This window comes from Pauljensenia sp. 20925_1_25 (assembly GCF_041433955.1).
Classification (GTDB): Bacteria; Actinomycetota; Actinomycetes; order Actinomycetales; family Actinomycetaceae; genus Pauljensenia.
The window spans coordinates 40664-59486 of record NZ_JAPWCL010000013.1 but is presented as its reverse complement, the minus strand read 5'-3'; the positions used below and the strand labels follow the sequence as shown (position 1 = coordinate 59486).

Genomic DNA, 18823 nt, shown 5'->3' with positions numbered 1-18823 from the left:
ACGAGGCCGGGGCCGAGTTAATTGGGCATCTGGGACCCTACGAATGGGGAAACAGGAGTGGCAGGTTGTGCGCGACCTGGTTACAGACCGAGGTCATGGAGTGGTCTTCGCCGTCGTCGATCCATACCTGCAGGCTGGACTCCGTCATGAGGTCGGGGTAGTCCTGGTAGAGTTCGTCGAGCTGCGGGGTCATGTCCCACAGCGCCGGGTCTTCCGAGCCGACCGACGCGAGGATACGGAAATCGCTCGGCCCGTAGCCCGCGCGCAGCACCCCGTCGGTCACCAGCTGCCCGATCCGCTCCTCATCGGCGTCCTCCGCATGCCCGATCCAGGACTCGCCCGCCATCGGCATGTACCCGTAGAAGTACTGCGGGCGCAGGGCAAAGACGTCCCACGTGGTCGTCGCGCCCATTGAGAAACCGCCGAACGCGCGGTGCCTGCGCGAGGCCCGCAGCGAGGCGTCGGACAGGTCACCGCGCGCAAACGTCGTGTACCGCGATTCGACCGTCGAGATCAGCGTGTCGATCTCGGTTGTCGCGAAGAAACGATTGAGCGTGTAATCGTCCTCGTAGTCGTCGGTCGCGAACGACCGATCCGGATAGTAGGTCGCGAACACGACGATGGTCGGTGAGACCTCGCCGGAAGCCTCCAGCTTGTCGACGACCGGTGCGACCCCGGCCGCGAGGCCTGCCGCGTTGCCCCACCAGCCGTGCGTCAGGTAGAGGACGTTCATGGGGCGAGCGGGCGAGTAGGAGTCGGGCACATACACGAAGGCCTGCTTGTCGTAGACCGTCCCCTCGTAGCTCTGCTCATACGTCAGGGTGTCGATGGAGCCGTGCAGGGACGAGGCCGTGTCCAGCAGGCCGGCCATGGCCTCGGGAATGGGGTTGTCGTCTTCCTCGATGGCGATGGGGGAAGGGTCCTTCTGCTCGCGTCCGGATGAGGTAAGGGTGGCTGCTGCGAGGCCTGCGAGGGTGACTAAGGAAGCCGCGATCGCAAGTGATGCAATGATCGTGGTCATCTGCCTGGATGTTCGCCTGACGAACCTGGTGTTCATTGGTCGCGCCTCGCGTGCCTTGTGGCTGCCCTCATGGACTCAACTGTATGCCCGCTTGGGCGGTGGGTACTAATCGGTGTGGCCGTTGCCGCGCTTCGCATCCCCACCAATCTCGCACGTAATGCCCCCGATGATTTTTCAGGATTTGAATTGTAATCGTCGAAATTCCGGTGTTTGTGGGGATGAATGAAAACGTGCGTCGGGGAATTACGTGCGACATTTGTGGGGAACTATGGTGTGTGCCTGGTATCCGCGCGGCGGGTGTCTGGTGTTTACTGTTATGTGACCTCCGACGTGTTGTTGGCGGTTTGCGTGTGGGCGTGTCATACGCTGAATGTATGACTCCCGAGATCACCGATCCAGCCGTCCGTGCAATCGCGGAGGAGATCGCCGCAGACCCGGCCAACGCCTCGTACACGAAGCGTGGGATCGACCCGCTGTTCTTTGCGGGGCCGCAGTGCCGCATCATGATCGTCGGCCAGGCACCCGGACGCATTGCCGAAGAAACCGGCATTGTGTGGAACGACCGCAGCGGCGACCGGCTGCGCGACTGGATGGGCATCGACCGCGATACCTTCTATCACTCGGGTAAGCTCGCGATCGTCCCCATGGACTTCTACTTCCCGGGCACTGGAAAGAGCGGCGACCTGGCACCCCGCAAGGACTTCGCCGACAAGTGGCACCCACGCCTGCTTGAACTCATGCCGCACCTGGATATGACGATCCTCGTTGGCGCGTACGCGACCAGGCGCTACCTGGACCTGAAGTCCTCGGCCTCCCTCACGGATGTCGTGCGCGACTACAAGCACTACCTGCCCACGTACTTCCCACTGGTCCACCCCTCACCGCGCAACCAGATGTGGATGAAGAAGAACCCCTGGTTCGCCACCGACGTGCTGCCCGACCTGAAGAAGCGGGTCGCCGAACTCATGGCCTGAACGTTATACGTGAGAATCGGCGTATAAACGTACGTCGGTTCCCACGTGCATCGTGTGCCCGTGGATTCACGAGGCCGGGGCCGGGTTGGGTGGTGCACACTAGGGCGCATGGATGATCTGCGTATTCCCGCCGGGCCTGGCTGCCCGCGTGGCCTCGTCGTGCCCGCGGGGGAGTTGATCGAGCGCTTTTCTCACGCATCGGGTCCCGGCGGCCAGGGCGTCAACACCGCGGACTCGCGGGTGCAGCTCAGCTTGGACTTGGCGTCCACAACCGCCCTGGATGAGAAGCAGCGTGAGCGTGCCCTGCGTGAGCTTGGGGAACGCCTGACCGGAAGTATCCTGACCGTCACCGCCTCCGAGCACCGCTCCCAGCGCCGCAATCGCGCGGCCGCCCGCGAGCGCCTCGCCGAAGTCCTGCGCGCAGCGCTTACTCCGCCCGTCCCGAGGCGTGCGACGAAGCCGACGCGCGCGTCCAAGCTGCGTCGCCTCGCCGCCAAGAAGAGGCGAGCCGAGATTAAGGCGCGCAGGCGTCGCCCCGACGCGGACTAAGAAGGCGGGTTCAGGAACGAGGCCGGGTCTGGTTAGTCCCATCGGTTCCCGTCGGTGCGCCAGCCGATAAACACCCAGGTGACGGGCAACGTGTAGTCGAGGATCCATTGCTCCTTGTTCTCTTCCGAGGCGTCGGTGGCGGCCTCGCACACGAAGTGTTGGGCCGCGTAGGCGTCGAAGAGCCGCTGCTCGCGGTTCGTGAACGGCTCGGGGCGGGCGAGACGGCGCAGGTCGGAGTAGGCCTCGTCGAAGGATGAGAAACGCATGGGGCGGAAGGTTGTGGTGGTTGCGCAGGTTGGGATTCTGCCCATTGCGCGCAGCGCGCGTAGGACTTTGCGGGCGTTGTGTGGGTGCTTGGCTGCGCGCCCCAGGTAGGTGAGCAGGCGCGGGTCCGAGGATGGCGGCAGGCTTGCGGGTACGACGACCGCCGCGCGCGAGCGTGCTGCCGAGTCGAGCTTGGCGACGAAGGGGGCCACGGCCTCGGCCATGAGGGAACGTGACGCAAAGGCGACGTCCACGCTGTCCTCACCTAGCCCCGAGGCCTCCCAGTCGTCCTCCCATGCCATCAGGTGGGAGGTGATGGGGAGGTTTTCGGCGGCTGTGCGCTTGTCGAGGATTGCGAGCATGGCCTCGGCGAAGTCGCAGCCGTGGACGCGGTGCCCGGCGCGCGCCAGGGGGACGGCGAGCGTGCCCGTCGCGCAGCCCATGTCGAGCAGCTCCTCGCCGGGATTGAGCGCGAGGAGGTCCGTGAGCCAGCGCTCATACTCGCCGGTCGCGAAGCGTGTGAATGTTGCGGCTCGTTTGTTCCAATAGGCTCGCGAGTCGCGGTTGATTGCGTTCATCTGTTCGCCAGTGGCGCTCGGCATTGCTAAACGTCCTCACTTTGTGTTGGGAAGCCTGGCGGCATCGCCTGGCTACGGTCAGGATAATCCTTGTGGTAGAACGAGAAAAGATACTCACGGGGTAACGGAAACCGTTCGACGTACCGCGTGGAATAATGGTCCAATGACTTTTTCTGCCACGCTGCCGAACTTCTCCAGTGACTACCAGGAAGGTGCGCACGCCCGGGTGCTGGATGCCCTCGTCGCCACCAATATGGAGCAGTCCAGCGGCTATGGCACCGACGAGCACTGCGAGCGCGCCCGCAACCTGATTCGCGAGGCCTGCCAGGCTCCCGACGCCGACGTGTACTTCCTGGTGGGCGGCACGCAGACGAACGCGACCGTCATCGACGCGATCCTCCTGCCGTGGCAGGGGGTCATCGCGCCGCACACCGGCCATATCAACATGCACGAGGCCGGCATCGTCGAGCGCGGCGGCCACAAGATCCTCGACACCCCGGCCGTGGACGGCAAGATCAACGCCGCCGACGTCGAACGCATCTACTCGGCGTGGGAGGGCGACGGCGCGCGCGACCACATGATCGCCCCCGCCCTCGTTTATATTTCGCAGCCCACCGAGTACGGCACCCTCTACTCCCTGCGCGAGCTTGAGGAGCTCTCGGCCGTGTGTCGCAAGCGCGACCTCAAGCTTTTCGTGGATGGCGCGCGCCTTGCCTACGCGCTGGCCTCACCCGCCAACGACGTGACGCTGGCCGATCTGGCGCGCCTGACCGACGTGTTCTACATCGGCGGCACCAAGTGCGGCACGCTCTTCGGTGAGGCTGTGGTGATCCCCGAGCGTGGGTCGATCCGCCAGTTCGTCACTCATATGAAGCAGCACGGTGCGCTCATGGCGAAGGGGCGTCTCTTGGGCGTGCAGTTTGAGGCGCTTTTCGAAGATGGTCTCTACCTGACGATCGGCAAGCCTGCCGTCGAGGCGACCGCCCGTATTCGCGCGGCCCTCAAGCGCGCGGGCTACGTCGTCACCATGGAATCGCCGACGAACCTGACATTCGTGGCTCTCGATCAGGCCGGACATGGGCGTCTTTCGGACAAGGTGCGGTACGGCATCTGGGAGACTCTGCCTGATGGCCGTTACCTCGCCCGCATTGGCACCTCCTGGGCGACCCCCGAGGAGGACGTGCTGGCCTTCGAGGAGGCCCTGGCCAAATAGGGGTGACAGTAATGCTTTCCTCTGGATGGAGTGCATTAAAAACGATATCTTTACGATATCGAAATGCTAGCATATAGCTGTTGTGTAACTATTTCTGGAGGTGTTGCATGGCTACTGCGATGGTGACCGTTCGGCTCGATGCTGAGGATAAGGCTGCGATGGAGCGTGCCTGCAAGGAAATGGGACTCTCCATGAATGCTGCTTTCACGATCTTTGCGAAGAAAGTGGCGCGGGAGCAGCGGATTCCCTTCGTCTTGGAGGTTGATAGCTTCTACTCGCGCGCAAATCTCGCTCACCTTGACCGCGGTATCGCGGAACTGGAGGCCGGGCGGGGTATGGTCCGAGGGCTGGTGGAGGATGCGTGACCTCGTCTGGGCCTCTGAGGCCTGGGAGGATTATTTGTGGTGGCAAGCTCAGGATCGAAAGACTTTGAAGCGCATCAACGCGCTACTGCGCGATATCGCCAGGAATGGGCATGATGCTGGAATTGGAAAAGCCGAGCCGCTGAGGGGGCGTTACTCAGGGTGGTGGTCGCGCCGCATCGATGCGGCGAACCGTCTTGTTTATCGCGTGCGCGATGATCGAGTCGAGATCATTTCATGCCGCACGCACTATGGGGATCACTAGCTGGCAGAACGACGGCCGTCCGGCGGGTAGGCCGGGTGGCTTAGGGGAACGAGGCCGGGGTAGCCTGAGTGCATGACACTCACCGCTGAGACGAATGATTTTTCTGCCCTGGCCGCATCGCGCCGCTCCACGCGCGCCTTTACAGACCAGGAAATCCCCGCCGAGGTCCTCGACGCGATCCTCGCTGACGCGACGGCGGCTCCGTCATGGTCGAACACGCGTGCCTTCCGCGTCGCCCTGGCCACCGGTGAGCGCGCCCAGCGTCTGCGTGAACGCTACGGACGTCTGTTCGACGAAGAGATCGAAGCACACGCTCGCAAGGCCGTCGACCCCGACGTCGTGGTTCCCGCGCCCGACGGTGACTACCCGGTGCGTAAGCGTTACCCGGACGAGCTACGTCCCGCCCAGATCGAGGTCGCCAAGCTCCTCTACGGTATCTACGGCGTCGAGCGCGGCGACATCGAGGGTCGCAACCGTGTCAATCGTCGCAACGTGACCGCTTTCGACGCTCCCGTCATGGGGTTCGTGTTTGTCCACGAGGACATGCTCCCGTGGAGTGCCATGGATGCGGGCCTCATGCTCCAGACCCTGTTCCTGTCCGCCAAGTCGCGCGGCGTCGATTCCTGCCCGGTTGGCATCCTGGCCACCTGGCGCGCCCCCGTTGACGAGGAGTTCGAGGTCCCCGAGGGCTATAAGTTCATCACCGGCTTCGCGCTCGGCTACGCGGATCCCGACGCTCCGATCAACGCGATGCAGGCACCGCGCCCGGCTATCCAGCTCCTCGAAGGTAAGTGACGCTACGAGCGATAGGCCTCGCGTCGGTGTGCCACGCGCACAACCGTTACGACGAGGACATCGTCTTCGATTGAGTAGATGACCCGGTAGTCGCCGACGCAGATGTGCCACGCGTTTTCTGTGCTCGCAAGTTTCTTGACCCCGTCGGGGCGTGGAGAGTAGGCGAGTGATTCGATGGCATTGAGAAGGCGTGTGCGCACCGGGCGGTCCAGCTTGCGTACCTGGCGTGCCGCCGCCGAGGTGAATTCGACGCGGTACATTGTCAAACGTCGAGTTCGGCGCGCAGGTCGGCCAGGCTCACGCGCTCACCATCGTCGTGACGCATCGCCTCGCGGAATGCTGCAAGGTCGCGGGCGTCCTCGAGTTCCTCGAGGGTCTGCAGGTCCTCAATGCCGATGACGACGGCTGTCAGGTGTCCATTCTTTGTGACGCCGATCCTCTCGCCGCCGTAGGAAACGCGTCCGAGGACGTCGGCGAGGTTGGCGCGTAGTTCTCGAGTCGACACTGTGGAAGCAAGCGTGTTCATGATGCCATTTTAGTACACAGTGTACACAAATGTTGTGTGCGTACGGGATATGCGTTGGGTACTTAGTCCCGTTTAAACAAGGTTAAGTAAGGATATCTTTAATCGTTTATAAGTAATTCTGTATAGAATGGCGGCAGGCGCAGACAAACGAGCGCCCGCCGAGGGACTGAGCTGTCCCTCGGAACATGTTTGCGATCGGAAGGGCCGCCATGTCAAAAAAGTATGTCTCTGTTGCCTTTGCGTATGTGGGCGTCATCGTCGGCGCTGGCCTGGCCAGCGGCCAGGATCTGCTCCAATACTTCCTGTCTTTTGGTGCTCCCGGCCTGATTGGAATCGCCGCACTGGGAGTCCTCAACATCATCTTCGGTGTCGTCGCCCTGCAGCTGGGTTCCTACTTTCGCTCGGGCCACCACGATGACGTGTTCGAACGCATCACTCACCCCGTCGTGCGCCGCGTCATCGACGTGGTGCTCGTTTTTTCTGGCTTCGCGATGGGCTTCGTGATGCTCGCGGGCGCGGGCGCGAACCTCGAACAGCAATTCGGATTGCCCGCGTGGGCGGGGAGCGCGGTGTGCTCGGGCCTCGTGATCCTCACTGCATTCCTGGATTTTGATCGGATCATGGAGGTCATCGGCGTCTTCACCCCGATGATCGTCATCGCGATCATTGTTCTCGTCATCTACTCGCTGGTGACACCGCACCCGAGTATGGCCGAACTCAATGCGACTGCTACCCAGGTCACTCCGGCCCTGCCGAACCTGTGGTTCTCGACGATCAACTACTTCGCGCTGTGCGTCGTCAACGGTATCGGCATGGCCTTCGTGCTGGGTGGCTCGGTGCTGCGCATCGGTGAGGCTCGCCTCGCCGGGCGCATCGGCGGCACGATCATCGCCCTGGTGATCGGTGGCGACGCTCTGGCCCTCTATCTGAACATGGATCGAATTTGGGACGTGAACGTCCCGGCCCTTGAGATCGCGCGCACGATCCACCCGTGGTTTGCGTTCGTCTACACGCTCATCATCTTTGCGCTCATCTACAACACGGTGTTCTCTCTGTTTTTCGCGACGGCGCGCCGTTTCTCGGGTGGCTCGACAAAGCGCATGCGCATCGTGTTGGTGGGCGTCGTTGCGCTCGGATACGCGGCCTCACTCATGGGCTTTAAGAAGCTGATCGGCGGCATGTACCCGATCATCGGATGGCTGGGCGTCGCGCTCCTCGTGGTTCTGGCCGCCGGTTGGCTGCGCGAGCGCGCGGGCGTGTCGCGTGAGGAGAACCTACGCCGCAAGCTGATCCGCCTCCTCGTTCACAAGCACGATGATCACTTGGAGTACACGGACGAGCATCGCGACAAGGTCCGCGAGCTGTCCCGTGCGTCTGTCGTCGACAGCAAGCAGCTGCGCCGCGACGCGAGCACGCTCGCCAAGGATATCGTTGACCGGAAGGCGAACGCGTCGCCCTCCGATCTGGTCACGCCTCGAAGGGGCGAGGCCGTGGCCACCGAGTCGGCAGCGTCTGGCCGCGCGAACGGCTGAGTCAGCCGATAGACGAGGCCGTGGCCGCTTCGTGCTCGAACAGCCAGGCTTTGGCCTCGGCCCCGGCTGCGTAGCCGCCCATGTGGCTAGCGGCCACCACACGGTGACAGGGGCGGACGATGAGCAGGGGATTGCGGCCAACGGCCCCGCCGACCGCGCGGGGCGAGGCCGCGACCCCGGCCTCGCGCAGCTGAGCCGCAATCTGGGAGTAGGTGCGTGTGTGTCCGTAGGGGATCCGAGCCATCGCCTCCCAGACGTGCTTCTGGAAATGCGTCCCTTCCGGGGTTATGTGAAGGCGAGCGGGGGAGGGGTTCTCGCCAGCGAAATACTGTTCGAGCCAGGATGCGGCCGCCGTCAGTGCGGCCGCGTCCTCGCCTGTCACACCGCGCGATTCTCCCCCCGAGCCAGCCCGGGAGGGCAGGATCTCCAGGGACGCGGCCACGGCCTCGTCAACGCCGACAGGGCACCCAAAGAAGCGCTGTCCGCGTGCCCAGACACCGACGAGCGCGCCGCCGCGTGCCGCCAGCGTCAGGTGCCCAATGGGGGAATCGAAGGCGGCGAGCGTCGGGTCAGAACTGCTCGGGGTGGTCGCGGTACGCATAGGCCCACACAGTCACGGCGACGGTCACCGCGCGAGTCCACGCGTCACGGACGGCACTCAGTTCTTCGCCTTCGAAACCTTCAGCCAGGAGGCGGTGACCAACCTCCACCGTTGGAGCGATGAAGGCGAGCACGTAGCGCAGAGGCACGAAGGGCGTCGAATCCGCTCCATCCGCTGCGTTTTTCGCCGCAGACATGTGTCGAGCGCCGATCAGGTACTGATAGTCCAACCATGCCTGGTCCCGCTCGCGCGTGCACATGTCGATGATCCACTGGGCGAATCGCGGCTTTGACGCCTGCGCGTACTCGGGGTTCGGATGCCCGTTTGGGTGCGCGGAATGGGCTGCCAGGTACGTCTTTTGAGCCAGAATCCCGCGCCACGTGTCGACCATTTCCATGGCATGAGGTGCGAGGATGGGTTCTGCTCGCGAGAGCAGCTCTGCGTCGCTGGGCTGGACGTGAGCGGCGGCCTCAATCTGGCGTAAATCCTCGAGTGTGAGAGGAGACGTGGGGACGGCATCGGTGCCGTAGGTGTACCCCGACGAGTGGTTGTAAGCGGTCATGAGAACCTCCTTGAACCTATACGTCAATGGTAGAACGAACCTTCCGCGTCTGGGAGGATTGTGAGCGAGGTGGGGTCGGGATGGAGGCAGCTGCGTGGGGCATGGTACTCCGTGCACGTTCGCGGGACGCGTAGCTGCTGTGGCGAGATGGTGGCAGCGCTGGTGAGGTTGCTCGCAATACAATTGACATGTGGATCCCCTTCTTATCGCTCTGGCCGGAATGCTCATTATCGTGGCGTGTCAATTCGTCGCGCCCAAGGTGCGTGTCGCCTCGCCCCTAATCCTGTTGATCGTCGGCCTGGTGATCGGCTTTCTGCCCCAGGTGGGTGCCATCGAGGTCGAGCCGCATATCATCCTCGAGATCGTGCTACCACCGCTGCTGTTCTCAGCCGCAGTACGTATGCCGACCATGGACTTCCGCCGTGAGATGCACGCCGTCGCGATGCTCGCGATACCCCTCGTGTTCTTCTCCGCCTTCGCGGTCGGATTCGTCATCAACTGGTTGGTCCCCGCAATCTCCCTGCCCTGGGGCGTCGCACTGGGCGCAGTCCTGTCCCCGACGGACGCGGTTGCCGTCTCGATCGCGAAACGCTCCGGCGTCTCGCACCGGATTATCACAGTGCTCGAAGGCGAAGGGCTTTTCAACGACGCAACCTCACTCGTACTGCTTTCCGCCGCGATGAGCGCGGGCCTGGCTGCCGACGAACACGCCCTCCACCCGGGCATACTCATCGGCAAGGTCGCCCTCGCGCTCGGTATCGCAGCCGCGATTGGCTGGGTCGTCGGCGAGGTCGGCGTGCGAGTGCGCGCCCTCATCAAGGAACCCTCAGCGGACACGGTCTTCTCCTTCACGATGCCCTTCATCGCCTCGATTCCCGCCGAGCACCTGGGAGGCTCCGGCCTGGTCGCCGCCGTCGTCGCCGGCCTGGTTGTCTCGCGCCGTCGCGCGGCTGTTATCTCCGCGAGCAACAGGCGTTTCTCCCAGCAGAACTGGCAGACCATGACCCTCGTTTTGGAGAGCGGGATTTTCCTGACGATGGGCCTGCAGGCCTTCGGCATCGTCGAGGAGACCGCCGAGTTCTCCGGTGGCCTGACCTTCGCAGCTTTCCTCGCCGTCACCCTCGGCGCGCTCATCATGGTGATTCGCGCCGTCTTCATCGCTTTCATGCTCGCCTGGCTGGATCACCGCCGCACCCACCGCAAGCGCCGCTACGAGGTTGAGAGCACGCGCATCGCGCGCTTCGAGAAGCGCATGAACGAGGCCTGCGAGGTCGACGCGGACATGCTCGAAGCCCGCAATCTGAGCCCGGAGCACTGGGCGAACGCACTCAATCACTACCGTCGTCGCCTCAAGCGTCGCGAGCGCCGCAACGCCATACGCGGTTCCGACCTGGATTATTTTGAGAACGAGCCGCTGGGTCCGCGCGAGGGCAGCGTCATCGTCTGGGCGGGAATGCGTGGTGCCATCACCCTGGCCGCCGCGCAGACAATCTCGACGCACGCTCCGATGCGCGCTCTGCTGCTCTCGATCGCGCTGTTCATCGCGGCCGGTGCCCTCGTCATCCAGGGCCTGACCTTGCCGGGGTTGATTCGTCTCGTAAAACCGCAGATGGCCTCGGGCGATATCTCCGAGGAAGAGCACGATAAGCTCCTGAAGGTGATGGGCTCGGCGCTGGTGGATACAGCCCTCGCGCAGGCGATCCATGAGGTTGATGGCAAGACCCTGCTCTCCGCGGGGATCTCACGCACGCTGTCCCGGCTGGGGCACGCGCTGACCGACGAGGCTACGGGTGAACAAACGCGTACGGCGCACGCCGCAGACCGCGTCCTCACGGACATCCTCCAGGACGCAGCTGCTCAGGCGGGGGCGACGCGTGATGGGCTGTGCCCGGAATGCACGGACGAAGACCTTACGACCGTTGTCACACAGGGCGCGGATTCCGCGAGTGAGGCGGACGACGAGAGCCACGGTACCGTCGACATGAGCGAGGAGGAGGTTGAACGTTCCTTCACGCGCGACCAGATCCGTGAATTGGCGCTGGAGGCCATCCATGCACAGCGCGCCGCCCTCCTTCAGGCCCGCGACGAGGGGATCTTCTCCTCGGCGGCCCTCGAGGGTGCGCTCGCCCGCCTCGACAACGAGGAAATCCTCCTGGTCTCCAGCCGCGGCTCCGAGCACTGAGAGCCGCCCGCGCGCACGACACACCGGGCCGCACCCGAGGAGGGACGGCCCGGCGGGAGGCGAGGCAGAGACGAGGCCTCAGTCTGTCGTCACGCGCGACGCGTAGGCCGGATCGTCGGTCACGGAGTTGAGGGCTTCCTCCAGGCGCTCCGGCGTCACAATACCGACCCGCGCCAGGACCCGGTAGGTCTGGTCGGCCTCGTGCGTGATCATGTTCGTGACCGCAAAGCCGTTGCGCTCGTAGAACGCCAGGCGGCGCACGCGCTGCTGGTAGTTCGCCGCCTCGCGCGTGAGAGGCTCGATCTCGAGCAGCTGGGGAATGCCCGCGTAGCGCTCGCGGAAATGAGCCAGGATACGCGAGCCGTAGCCGGCGCTGCGCGTGCGCCCGTCGACCGCGAGGAAACCCAGGTAGAACAGGTCGGGGAAGACGAAAGAGAAGGTCAGGGCGACCACGTTTCCGGCCCCGTCCTCGCCCGCTGGGAGGGACGGGTCGATCCAGGCAAGGAAAGACACTTCGTCGCGCTCGGCGCTGCGTCGCAGCTCGGACATGGGGACCTGTTCCTCAGGTGGGAAGGACCGCTCGTAGATCTCCAGGACTTTGTCGGTGATCGGCCCGTCGTTGGGCACGGGAATCTGGGTGAGGTCTGTCATGGCTTCATGATACCTGTGGCGTGTACGCGGACATTCGACCGTGCTCCGAGGACGAGGCCGGGGCTGGGTTCTCGATGGAATACCGGGTTTTCGGCGTGATTTCTCAGGGGTGAATCGGGGGCCGATCAGGGGTCGAGGCGTGAGAATTCCCGATCATCGCCAGAAGTCGCTCGGTTAGGCTTGTATGTGCACAGTGGGACGAACGGTAAGGATGATGCATGCTTGAGCTGAAAGAAATAGTCAAGGCCTATCAGACCGCCAGCCTCGTGCAGGTGGCGCTCAACAAAGTTTCCGTGGCGTTCCGCGACAACGAATTCGTGGCCGTGCTCGGTCAGTCCGGCTCGGGCAAGACAACGATGCTCAACGTCATCGGCGGCCTTGACCGCTTCGAGGCGGGCGACCTCGTCATCGACGGCATCTCGACGAAGGACTACAAGGCACGCGACTGGGACGCCTACCGCAACAACCGCATCGGCTTCGTCTTCCAGGCCTACAACCTGATCCCACACCAGAGTGTCCTGGCCAACGTCGAGCTGGCCCTCACCCTGTCCGGTGTCTCCCGCTCCGAGCGCCGCAAGCGCGCCCTCGATGCCCTTGAACGCGTCGGCCTGAAGGACCACGTCAACAAGAAGCCCTCGCAGATGTCGGGCGGCCAGATGCAGCGTGTCGCCATCGCGCGCGCTCTCATCAACGACCCCGAGATCCTGCTGGCTGACGAACCGACCGGTGCCCTCGACTCCGCAACCAGCGTGCAAGTCATGGACCTGTTGCGCGACGTGGCCCGCGACCGCCTCGTCATTATGGTCACGCACAACCCCGAGCTCGCCCACCAGTACGCCACCCGCATCGTCGAGCTGGCCGACGGCTGCATCGTCGCCGACTCCGATCCCTTCGTGCCCGCCGCTGAGGACCAACGAGCCGCGAAGCCCGCGCGCCGCACGTCCATGGGCTTTGTGACCGCCCTGTCCCTGTCGGCCAACAACCTGATGACCAAGAAGGGCCGCACGCTCATGACCTCCTTCGCGGGGTCTATCGGCATCATCGGCATCGCGGCGATCCTCGCGCTGGCCAACGGGACGAACGCATACATCGCAAAGACCGAAGAAGAGACGCTGGGCGCGTATCCGCTGACAATCCAAAAGACCGGCGTCGACATGACCGCCGCCCTGTCCGTGTCAGCCTCGGACTCCAAGAAAGATAAGCCAGCACCCGATGGTCAGGTCGGCGTCTCCCAGATGCGCACGTTTGCCGACACGATCCGCGACGCGAAAACCAACGACCTGGCCTCCCTCAAAACCTACCTGGATAACAACGGCGGGAACGTCGAGACGATGGTCAACGCCATCGAATACGACTACGACGTGGTCCCGCAGATCTTCCAATCCGACACATCCAAGTCGACCGTTCAAGTCAGCCCCGACCAGTCCATGAAGCAGATGGAGGCCGGCTTCGGGTCGGGTGCCTTTGGGTCGATGATGCAGACGAACGCCTTCTACCAGATGCCCGCCACGGCCTCGCTCTACACCTCCGCGTACGACCTCGTCGCTGGCTCCTGGCCAAGCGGTGCGAACCAGGTGATCCTGGTCCTCGACGAGGACGGCAATATCCCCAACCTCTTCGAATACACCCTGGGTCTGAAAGACCACAAGGAATTCGACGACCTCATGCGAACCTACTACCAGGGCGCGCTCGGCGGTAAAACGCCGGCCGATGCGCAGACGAACGCACAGTCGGGGACCAGCGACGCGACCTACGACTACTCCACGATCCTGAGCACCACCTTCCGTCGCATCAACGCCTTCGACAAGTACACGTGGGACGAGACCTACAAGGTATGGACAGACCGCTCCTCAGACGCCGACTACATGAAGAAGCTCGTGGACGACGGTCAGGAGCTGACCATCTCCGGAATCGTTAAGCCCAACTCCAACAAGGGAGGGGCGCTGCGTCAGGGCATTGCCTACACCCCCGCCCTGACCTATCAGATCATCGAGGAGGCCAGCGCCAGCCCGATTGTCAAGGCTCAGCGTGCCAAGCCCGACGTCGATGTTTTCACCGGCAAGACCTTCACAGAACTGGCAGACGACCACAAGAGCCAGTCCAGTGGCTTCGACATGTCCTCACTCTTCACAGTCGACGAATCTAAACTCTCTGCGGCCTTCCAAATCGACCCCGATAAGATGCAGATGGACCTGTCGGGCATGGACTTTTCCGGGATGGATCTGTCCGGCATCGACTTCTCCACCCTCGACATGTCGGGCCTGGACCTGTCGAACCTCGACCTGTCCACCCTCGACTTCTCGAACCTCGCAGGCCAATCAGGCGCACAGTCCGGCATGGGCATCGACCTGTCCAAGCTGGACCTCGGCGACCTCAGCAAGGACATCCCCGAACTCGCCACCATCGACTTCCCCACGATCATCCAATCTGCGCTCGCCGACGGCGCAGTCAAGGACGGGGCCGGGGAATACCTGAGCGCTCAGGCCAGCGAGATCGCTCAGGGGTTCCAGGAATACGCCCAGAAGCAGATCGAAGAGGGCGGTACGACGGACTTTGCGGTCCTGGCCGCCAACTACTTCAGTCAGCCCGAGGTTCTCGAGAAGATTCAAACGGCGGTCGGCTCCGACCAGGTGGTGGACGCCGACAAACTCAGCGCTAATCTGATGAAAGCCATCGGGGATGATCCGGCGCTGGCCAAGATCGGCACCGACATTTCCACGCAGGTCATGAACGCGATCTCCACGCAGATCGCCGCCCAGCTGGGTGCGAGCCTCACGCAGGGCGTGGGTGCCGCGATTGGGCAGGTCATGCAAGAGGCCATGACAGCCGCCATGACACAGATGATGACGCAGATCTCCGACACCATCGGAACGCAGATGAACACGGTCATGGATCAGTTCGCGACCGATATGTCGAGCGCGTTCTCGATGGACCCCAACGCCTTCGCGGAGGCCTTCCAGTCCAATATGGACGAGAAATCCCTCGCGGCCCTCATGGCGACCATGTTTTCCACGAATGTGCCGACCCTGGAGATGAACCTGAGGAACCTGGGATGGGCGGACATTGCCTCGCCCTCCAACATTTCGATCTACCCCAAGTCTTTCGCGGACAAGGACAAGGTGAAGGCTGCGCTCGACACCTACAACAAGGACAATGAGGCGGTGGGTGCCACCGACAAGGTCATCACCTACTCCGACATCATGGGTGCGCTCATGAGTTCGGTGACGAAGATCGTCGGCATCATCTCGTGGCTGCTCATCGCCTTCGTGTCGATTTCGCTCGTGGTCTCCTCGATCATGATCTCGATCATCACCTATATTTCGGTCCTCGAGCGCCGTAAGGAGATCGGCATCCTGCGCTCCATCGGCGCATCGAAGGGTGACGTGTCACGCGTCTTCAACGCCGAAACCGTCATCGAAGGCTTCCTCGCGGGCACCATCGGCGTGGGCGTCACGTACGCGCTGTGTGCGCTCGCTAACTCGATCGCCTACTCTTCGTTCAACGTGGAGAACATTGCCCAGCTCTCGCCGCTTACGGCCGTCGCCCTGGTCGCGGTCTCCGTCGGCCTGACGGTCATCGCCGGTATCATCCCGGCGGCGCGTGCCTCGCGCCAGGACCCCGTGGAGGCGCTGCGCTCCGAGTGAGTGGAGTCGGCCTCGGCCCTCGTGCGTCGAGGCCGTGGCTCATTCCCGGGGTAGGCGCGGCTGCGCTAACCTGGGTGTAAGCCCGCTGTGACTGCCCCAGGAAAGAGGAACCATGCCCACCCCCGAGAACCTTGCTACTGACGCGACCGTCGCCATTATGCTGGCCGATGGCTTTGAAACGGTCGAAGCCCTGGCCGTCGCCGACATCCTGTTCCGCGCTGGCGTGCGCGCCGACCTGATCTCTGTGACCGACGCGCGCCACGTGACCAGCTCCCATGGGATCCGCGTTGTCGCCGACCTCATGCTCGAGGACGTGGACCTGTCTACCTACACCGTCTTGTTCCTGCCCGGTGGCCTTCCCGGCACCACAAACCTGAAGGCCACGCCCGCGATCCAGGCAGAGGTGCTGCGCCGCGCCGACGAGGGCGAAGCGATGGCCGCAATCTGCGCGGCCCCCTCGATCTTCGCTGAGCTGGGCGTGCTCGACGGTCGCCACGCGACCGCCAACCCGGCCTTCGTTAAGGCCATCGCCGCTGGAGGTGCCATCGTCCACGACAACCCCGTCGTCGTCGACGGCTTCATCACGACCAGCCGCGGTGCCGGAACCTCCATCGACCTCGGCCTCGAGATCGTGCGCCAGCTCCGGGGGGAGGACGCGGCCGAGGCCATCTCCCGCGGCATCGTGCGCACCCACTGACACCACCTGCACGTTTCCACGAAAGGACACCCGCCCCGCATGAGCCCGCGTAAGCCTCGTCCCTGGCCCGACACGCCCGCACCCCTGGCCGCGCCCGTGGTGGATAACCACACGCACCTGCCTACCCACGTCGGGGAGATTCCCCGGCGTGAGGGCGTGGCGCTGAGCCTGGACGAGCAGCTGGGCCGGGCTCGCGAGGTTGGCGTTACCGCGTTCATTTCGAGCGCCTGCGAGCTGCCCGACTTCGCCCCGATGATCGAACTGGCACGCGTTCACAAGGGCGTGCGTGTCGCACTCGCGATCCACCCCAACGATGCCGCCCTGCACTCGGGCTGCGCCGATCCCTCACCCGACGGCCTGGTCCCCATCGTGCGCGAGCATCATGTTCCCCTCGTTGAAGCGCTGGTCGAAGTCGAGAAACGTCTGAGCGACCCGATGGTCGTCGCGGTAGGGGAGAGCGGCTTGGACTACTTCCGCACGGCCGAGCGCGGCCGCGAGGCACAGAAAGAGTCCTTCCGCGCGCACATCGAGATGGCGCAGCGAGTCGGCCTACCCCTGCAGATCCATGACCGCGACGCCCACGAGGACACGCTGGAGATCCTGCGCGAGTGCGCGAGCGCGGATCAACGCATTGTCTTCCACTGCTATTCGGGGGACGCGGCGATGGCCGAATGCCTCGCCGAGCACGGCTGGTACGCCTCCTTCGCCGGCCCCATCACCTACCCGGCGAACTCCGACCTGCGCGCGGCCCTGGCGGTCCTACCGCGCGAACTTGTCCTCGTCGAGACCGACGCTCCCTATTTGACACCCGTCCCGTGGCGCGGCTGCCCCAATGCCTCCTACGTCATGGCCCACACCGTCCGATTCATCGCGGAGCTGTGGGGGGTCAGCGAAGCCGCTGCGTGCGACCAACTGCGTGCGAACACCGAGGCCGTCTACGGCTCCTGGTGGTGAGTTTTTCAGTCGGTCAGGTCAGTTTTGACGCCCCGCAGCGCCGAGGCCGTGGCAGGTTCCGGGCCGCGCGCCCTCGCGCGTGAGGTGTATCAAAGAGGTCGCAAAACGGTAACAAATTGGTTACGGTTAGGGTGTCAGTCCGCTTTCGGACGCCCACGCGAGCCAGCCTGCCGCCCCGAGTGGCAAGCGGCGCGGGGCGCGCCACGGAGGCGGAAACTACAAGGTCTGGAGCCCTGTGAGCGTTAAGCCTACCCGTACAACCGTCATCTCCGTCGCCACCGCGACGACCCTTCTGGTGGCCGGCGCTGCCGCCGCGACAATTGGAACCTCCTACCGTCACGTCACCATCGAGGTGGATGGCGTAAGCCGTGACGTGTCCGGGTTCTTCACGACCGCAGGGGATGCCCTGAACACCGCGGGCGTCAGCGTGGGGGCCCACGACCTCGTCGCACCTGCCGCCGACCAAACCGTTTCCAACGGCGACACCGTCGTCGTTCGCACCGCCACGCCCTACGACGTAACCGTTGATGGCAGCCAGACCGTCGCGTGGTCCACGGCCTCGACCGCCTCCGGCATCCTGTCCGCCCTGCCCGCCCAGACCTCGTCAATGGCGGCCGACCGCTCCTTCGTCCGCGCCGAAATGCCGCTGGGCGAGGGCGGTGAGACCGTCCACGTCGTCGCCGACGGGACCACTACCGACGTCGTCGCCTCCGCCGACGAGGGCACGAGCGCGATCCTGGAGAAGGCTGGCGTCACTGCCAGTCCCATTGATCGCGTGACCCTCGAAAACAGCGGCGGCGAGACCACCGTGCGCGTGGCCCGCGTCGTGCGCGGCAAGTCCTCCACGACGACCGAGATCCCCTTCGAGACCGAAGAACGTGAAGATCCCGAGGCCGAAGAAGGCACCGAGAAGGTCGTACAGGAAGGCGTCGCCGGCTCCGAGGTGACCGAATCCTACCAGGAGACCATCGACGGCAACGTCACCGTCACCGCCGTCCTGACCACGACCCGCACCGAGCCGACGACCCACATCGTCTCCAAGGGAACCAAGGAAAAGAAGAAGGCTGAGGACCCCAAGGAGACCCCCGCCTCGTCGTCTGATTCCTCGTCATCGGACTCGTCCTCGTCCGGCTCCTCTTCCGGCGGCTCGGCCGCCGTCTCCGGGGACGACGCCGCCATCTGGGCCGCTATTGCCCAGTGCGAATCCGGCGGAAACCCCTCGACCAACACGGGAAACGGCTACTATGGCATGTACCAGTTCTCCCTGCCGACATGGCAGTCCGTGGGCGGTACCGGCCTGCCTTCCGACGCCTCGGCGGAGGAGCAGACCATGCGTGCGCGCATGCTCCAGCAGCGCGCCGGTTGGGGCCAGTGGGGCTGCGCCTACAAGCTCGGCCTTGTCTAACGTGACTTGGGCCCCGGCAATGCTACTGTTCTAGCGTTCGTCGGGGTC

The 18823-nt window shown here is 64.0% G+C and carries 19 protein-coding genes; 12 read left to right on the top strand and 7 right to left on the bottom strand.

The window, feature by feature from the left end; all coding sequences use genetic code 11:
* Positions 1-37: 37 nt before the first annotated feature.
* Positions 38-1021 carry an alpha/beta hydrolase gene (locus tag O3932_RS07040; RefSeq protein ID WP_371537261.1) on the bottom strand — a complete coding sequence of 328 codons (984 nt, stop codon included), beginning with the start codon at positions 1019-1021 and terminating at the stop codon, positions 38-40.
* A gap of 374 nt (positions 1022-1395) precedes the next feature.
* Here O3932_RS07040 and O3932_RS07035 point away from each other — a divergent pair, with 374 nt between their 5' ends.
* Both O3932_RS07035 and arfB read left to right on the top strand, forming a co-directional pair.
* Positions 1396-1995, top strand: coding sequence for a uracil-DNA glycosylase family protein (locus tag O3932_RS07035; RefSeq protein WP_371537259.1), 600 nt, complete (start codon positions 1396-1398; stop codon positions 1993-1995).
* Positions 1996-2103: 108 nt separating this feature from the next.
* The gene (gene arfB, locus O3932_RS07030; protein ID WP_371537257.1) at positions 2104-2544 is read left to right on the top strand and encodes an alternative ribosome rescue aminoacyl-tRNA hydrolase ArfB; all 441 of its coding nucleotides are present in this window, start codon (positions 2104-2106) and stop codon (positions 2542-2544) included.
* A 32-nt stretch (positions 2545-2576) separates the two neighbouring features.
* Here arfB and O3932_RS07025 read toward each other — a convergent pair whose 3' ends face one another.
* On the bottom strand, positions 2577-3410 hold the full coding sequence (locus tag O3932_RS07025; RefSeq protein WP_371537255.1) for a class I SAM-dependent methyltransferase: 834 nt from the start codon (positions 3408-3410) through the stop codon (positions 2577-2579).
* A gap of 139 nt (positions 3411-3549) precedes the next feature.
* Here O3932_RS07025 and O3932_RS07020 point away from each other — a divergent pair, with 139 nt between their 5' ends.
* The 4 genes from O3932_RS07020 to O3932_RS07005 all read left to right on the top strand — a co-directional run bounded on the left by O3932_RS07020 (position 3550) and on the right by O3932_RS07005 (position 6021).
* Positions 3550-4599: a beta-eliminating lyase-related protein gene (locus O3932_RS07020; RefSeq protein ID WP_347715904.1), complete on the top strand. Its 1050-nt coding sequence runs from the start codon at positions 3550-3552 to the stop codon at positions 4597-4599.
* Between the two features lie 107 nt (positions 4600-4706).
* Entirely contained in the window at positions 4707-4964 is a 258-nt protein-coding gene (locus tag O3932_RS07015; RefSeq protein WP_314735835.1) for a type II toxin-antitoxin system RelB/DinJ family antitoxin, read from the top strand.
* Positions 4957-5226 carry a Txe/YoeB family addiction module toxin gene (locus tag O3932_RS07010; RefSeq protein WP_371537253.1) on the top strand — a complete coding sequence of 90 codons (270 nt, stop codon included), beginning with the start codon at positions 4957-4959 and terminating at the stop codon, positions 5224-5226. Before O3932_RS07015 ends, O3932_RS07010 begins: the two co-directional genes overlap by 8 nt.
* A gap of 72 nt (positions 5227-5298) precedes the next feature.
* Positions 5299-6021: a nitroreductase gene (locus O3932_RS07005; protein WP_371537250.1), complete on the top strand. Its 723-nt coding sequence runs from the start codon at positions 5299-5301 to the stop codon at positions 6019-6021.
* A 2-nt stretch (positions 6022-6023) separates the two neighbouring features.
* Here O3932_RS07005 and O3932_RS07000 read toward each other — a convergent pair whose 3' ends face one another.
* Both O3932_RS07000 and O3932_RS06995 read right to left on the bottom strand, forming a co-directional pair.
* Positions 6024-6281, bottom strand: coding sequence for a type II toxin-antitoxin system RelE/ParE family toxin (locus O3932_RS07000; protein WP_371537248.1), 258 nt, complete (start codon positions 6279-6281; stop codon positions 6024-6026).
* A gap of 2 nt (positions 6282-6283) precedes the next feature.
* Positions 6284-6547: a type II toxin-antitoxin system Phd/YefM family antitoxin gene (locus tag O3932_RS06995; protein ID WP_314567950.1), complete on the bottom strand. Its 264-nt coding sequence runs from the start codon at positions 6545-6547 to the stop codon at positions 6284-6286.
* A 209-nt stretch (positions 6548-6756) separates the two neighbouring features.
* Between O3932_RS06995 and O3932_RS06990 the strand changes: the two genes are divergently transcribed.
* Positions 6757-8079 carry a hypothetical protein gene (locus O3932_RS06990; RefSeq protein WP_371537244.1) on the top strand — a complete coding sequence of 441 codons (1323 nt, stop codon included), beginning with the start codon at positions 6757-6759 and terminating at the stop codon, positions 8077-8079.
* Between the two features lies 1 nt (position 8080).
* On the opposite strand, the gene O3932_RS06985 is transcribed toward O3932_RS06990, so the two are convergent.
* Positions 8081-8680 carry a methylated-DNA--[protein]-cysteine S-methyltransferase gene (locus O3932_RS06985; RefSeq protein WP_009649206.1) on the bottom strand — a complete coding sequence of 200 codons (600 nt, stop codon included), beginning with the start codon at positions 8678-8680 and terminating at the stop codon, positions 8081-8083.
* Complete coding sequence (locus tag O3932_RS06980) at positions 8649-9242, bottom strand: protoglobin domain-containing protein (protein ID WP_009649207.1); 594 nt, start codon at positions 9240-9242, stop codon at positions 8649-8651. The genes O3932_RS06985 and O3932_RS06980 overlap by 32 nt, the downstream gene beginning before the upstream one ends.
* Positions 9243-9462: 220 nt before the next feature.
* On the opposite strand from O3932_RS06980, the gene O3932_RS06975 reads away from it, so the two are divergent.
* Positions 9463-11424, top strand: coding sequence for a cation:proton antiporter (locus tag O3932_RS06975; RefSeq protein ID WP_371537290.1), 1962 nt, complete (start codon positions 9463-9465; stop codon positions 11422-11424).
* A 78-nt stretch (positions 11425-11502) separates the two neighbouring features.
* Here O3932_RS06975 and O3932_RS06970 read toward each other — a convergent pair whose 3' ends face one another.
* A complete protein-coding gene (locus tag O3932_RS06970; protein WP_009649212.1) occupies positions 11503-12075 on the bottom strand; it encodes a GNAT family N-acetyltransferase in 573 nt (190 codons plus the stop codon).
* 218 nt (positions 12076-12293) lie between these two features.
* Between O3932_RS06970 and O3932_RS06965 the strand changes: the two genes are divergently transcribed.
* The 4 genes from O3932_RS06965 (at position 12294) to O3932_RS06950 (ending at position 18775) form a co-directional block, all read left to right on the top strand.
* Complete coding sequence (locus tag O3932_RS06965; protein ID WP_371537241.1) at positions 12294-15719, top strand: ATP-binding cassette domain-containing protein; 3426 nt, start codon at positions 12294-12296, stop codon at positions 15717-15719.
* Between the two features lie 112 nt (positions 15720-15831).
* The gene (locus tag O3932_RS06960; RefSeq protein WP_296503601.1) at positions 15832-16416 is read left to right on the top strand and encodes a DJ-1 family glyoxalase III; all 585 of its coding nucleotides are present in this window, start codon (positions 15832-15834) and stop codon (positions 16414-16416) included.
* 39 nt (positions 16417-16455) lie between these two features.
* Positions 16456-17370 (top strand): TatD family hydrolase, encoded by a 915-nt coding sequence (locus O3932_RS06955; RefSeq protein ID WP_371537238.1) that lies wholly within the window; start codon positions 16456-16458, stop codon positions 17368-17370.
* A gap of 235 nt (positions 17371-17605) precedes the next feature.
* Positions 17606-18775 carry a transglycosylase family protein gene (locus O3932_RS06950; RefSeq protein WP_371537235.1) on the top strand — a complete coding sequence of 390 codons (1170 nt, stop codon included), beginning with the start codon at positions 17606-17608 and terminating at the stop codon, positions 18773-18775.
* The last annotated feature ends 48 nt before the right edge of the window (positions 18776-18823 follow it).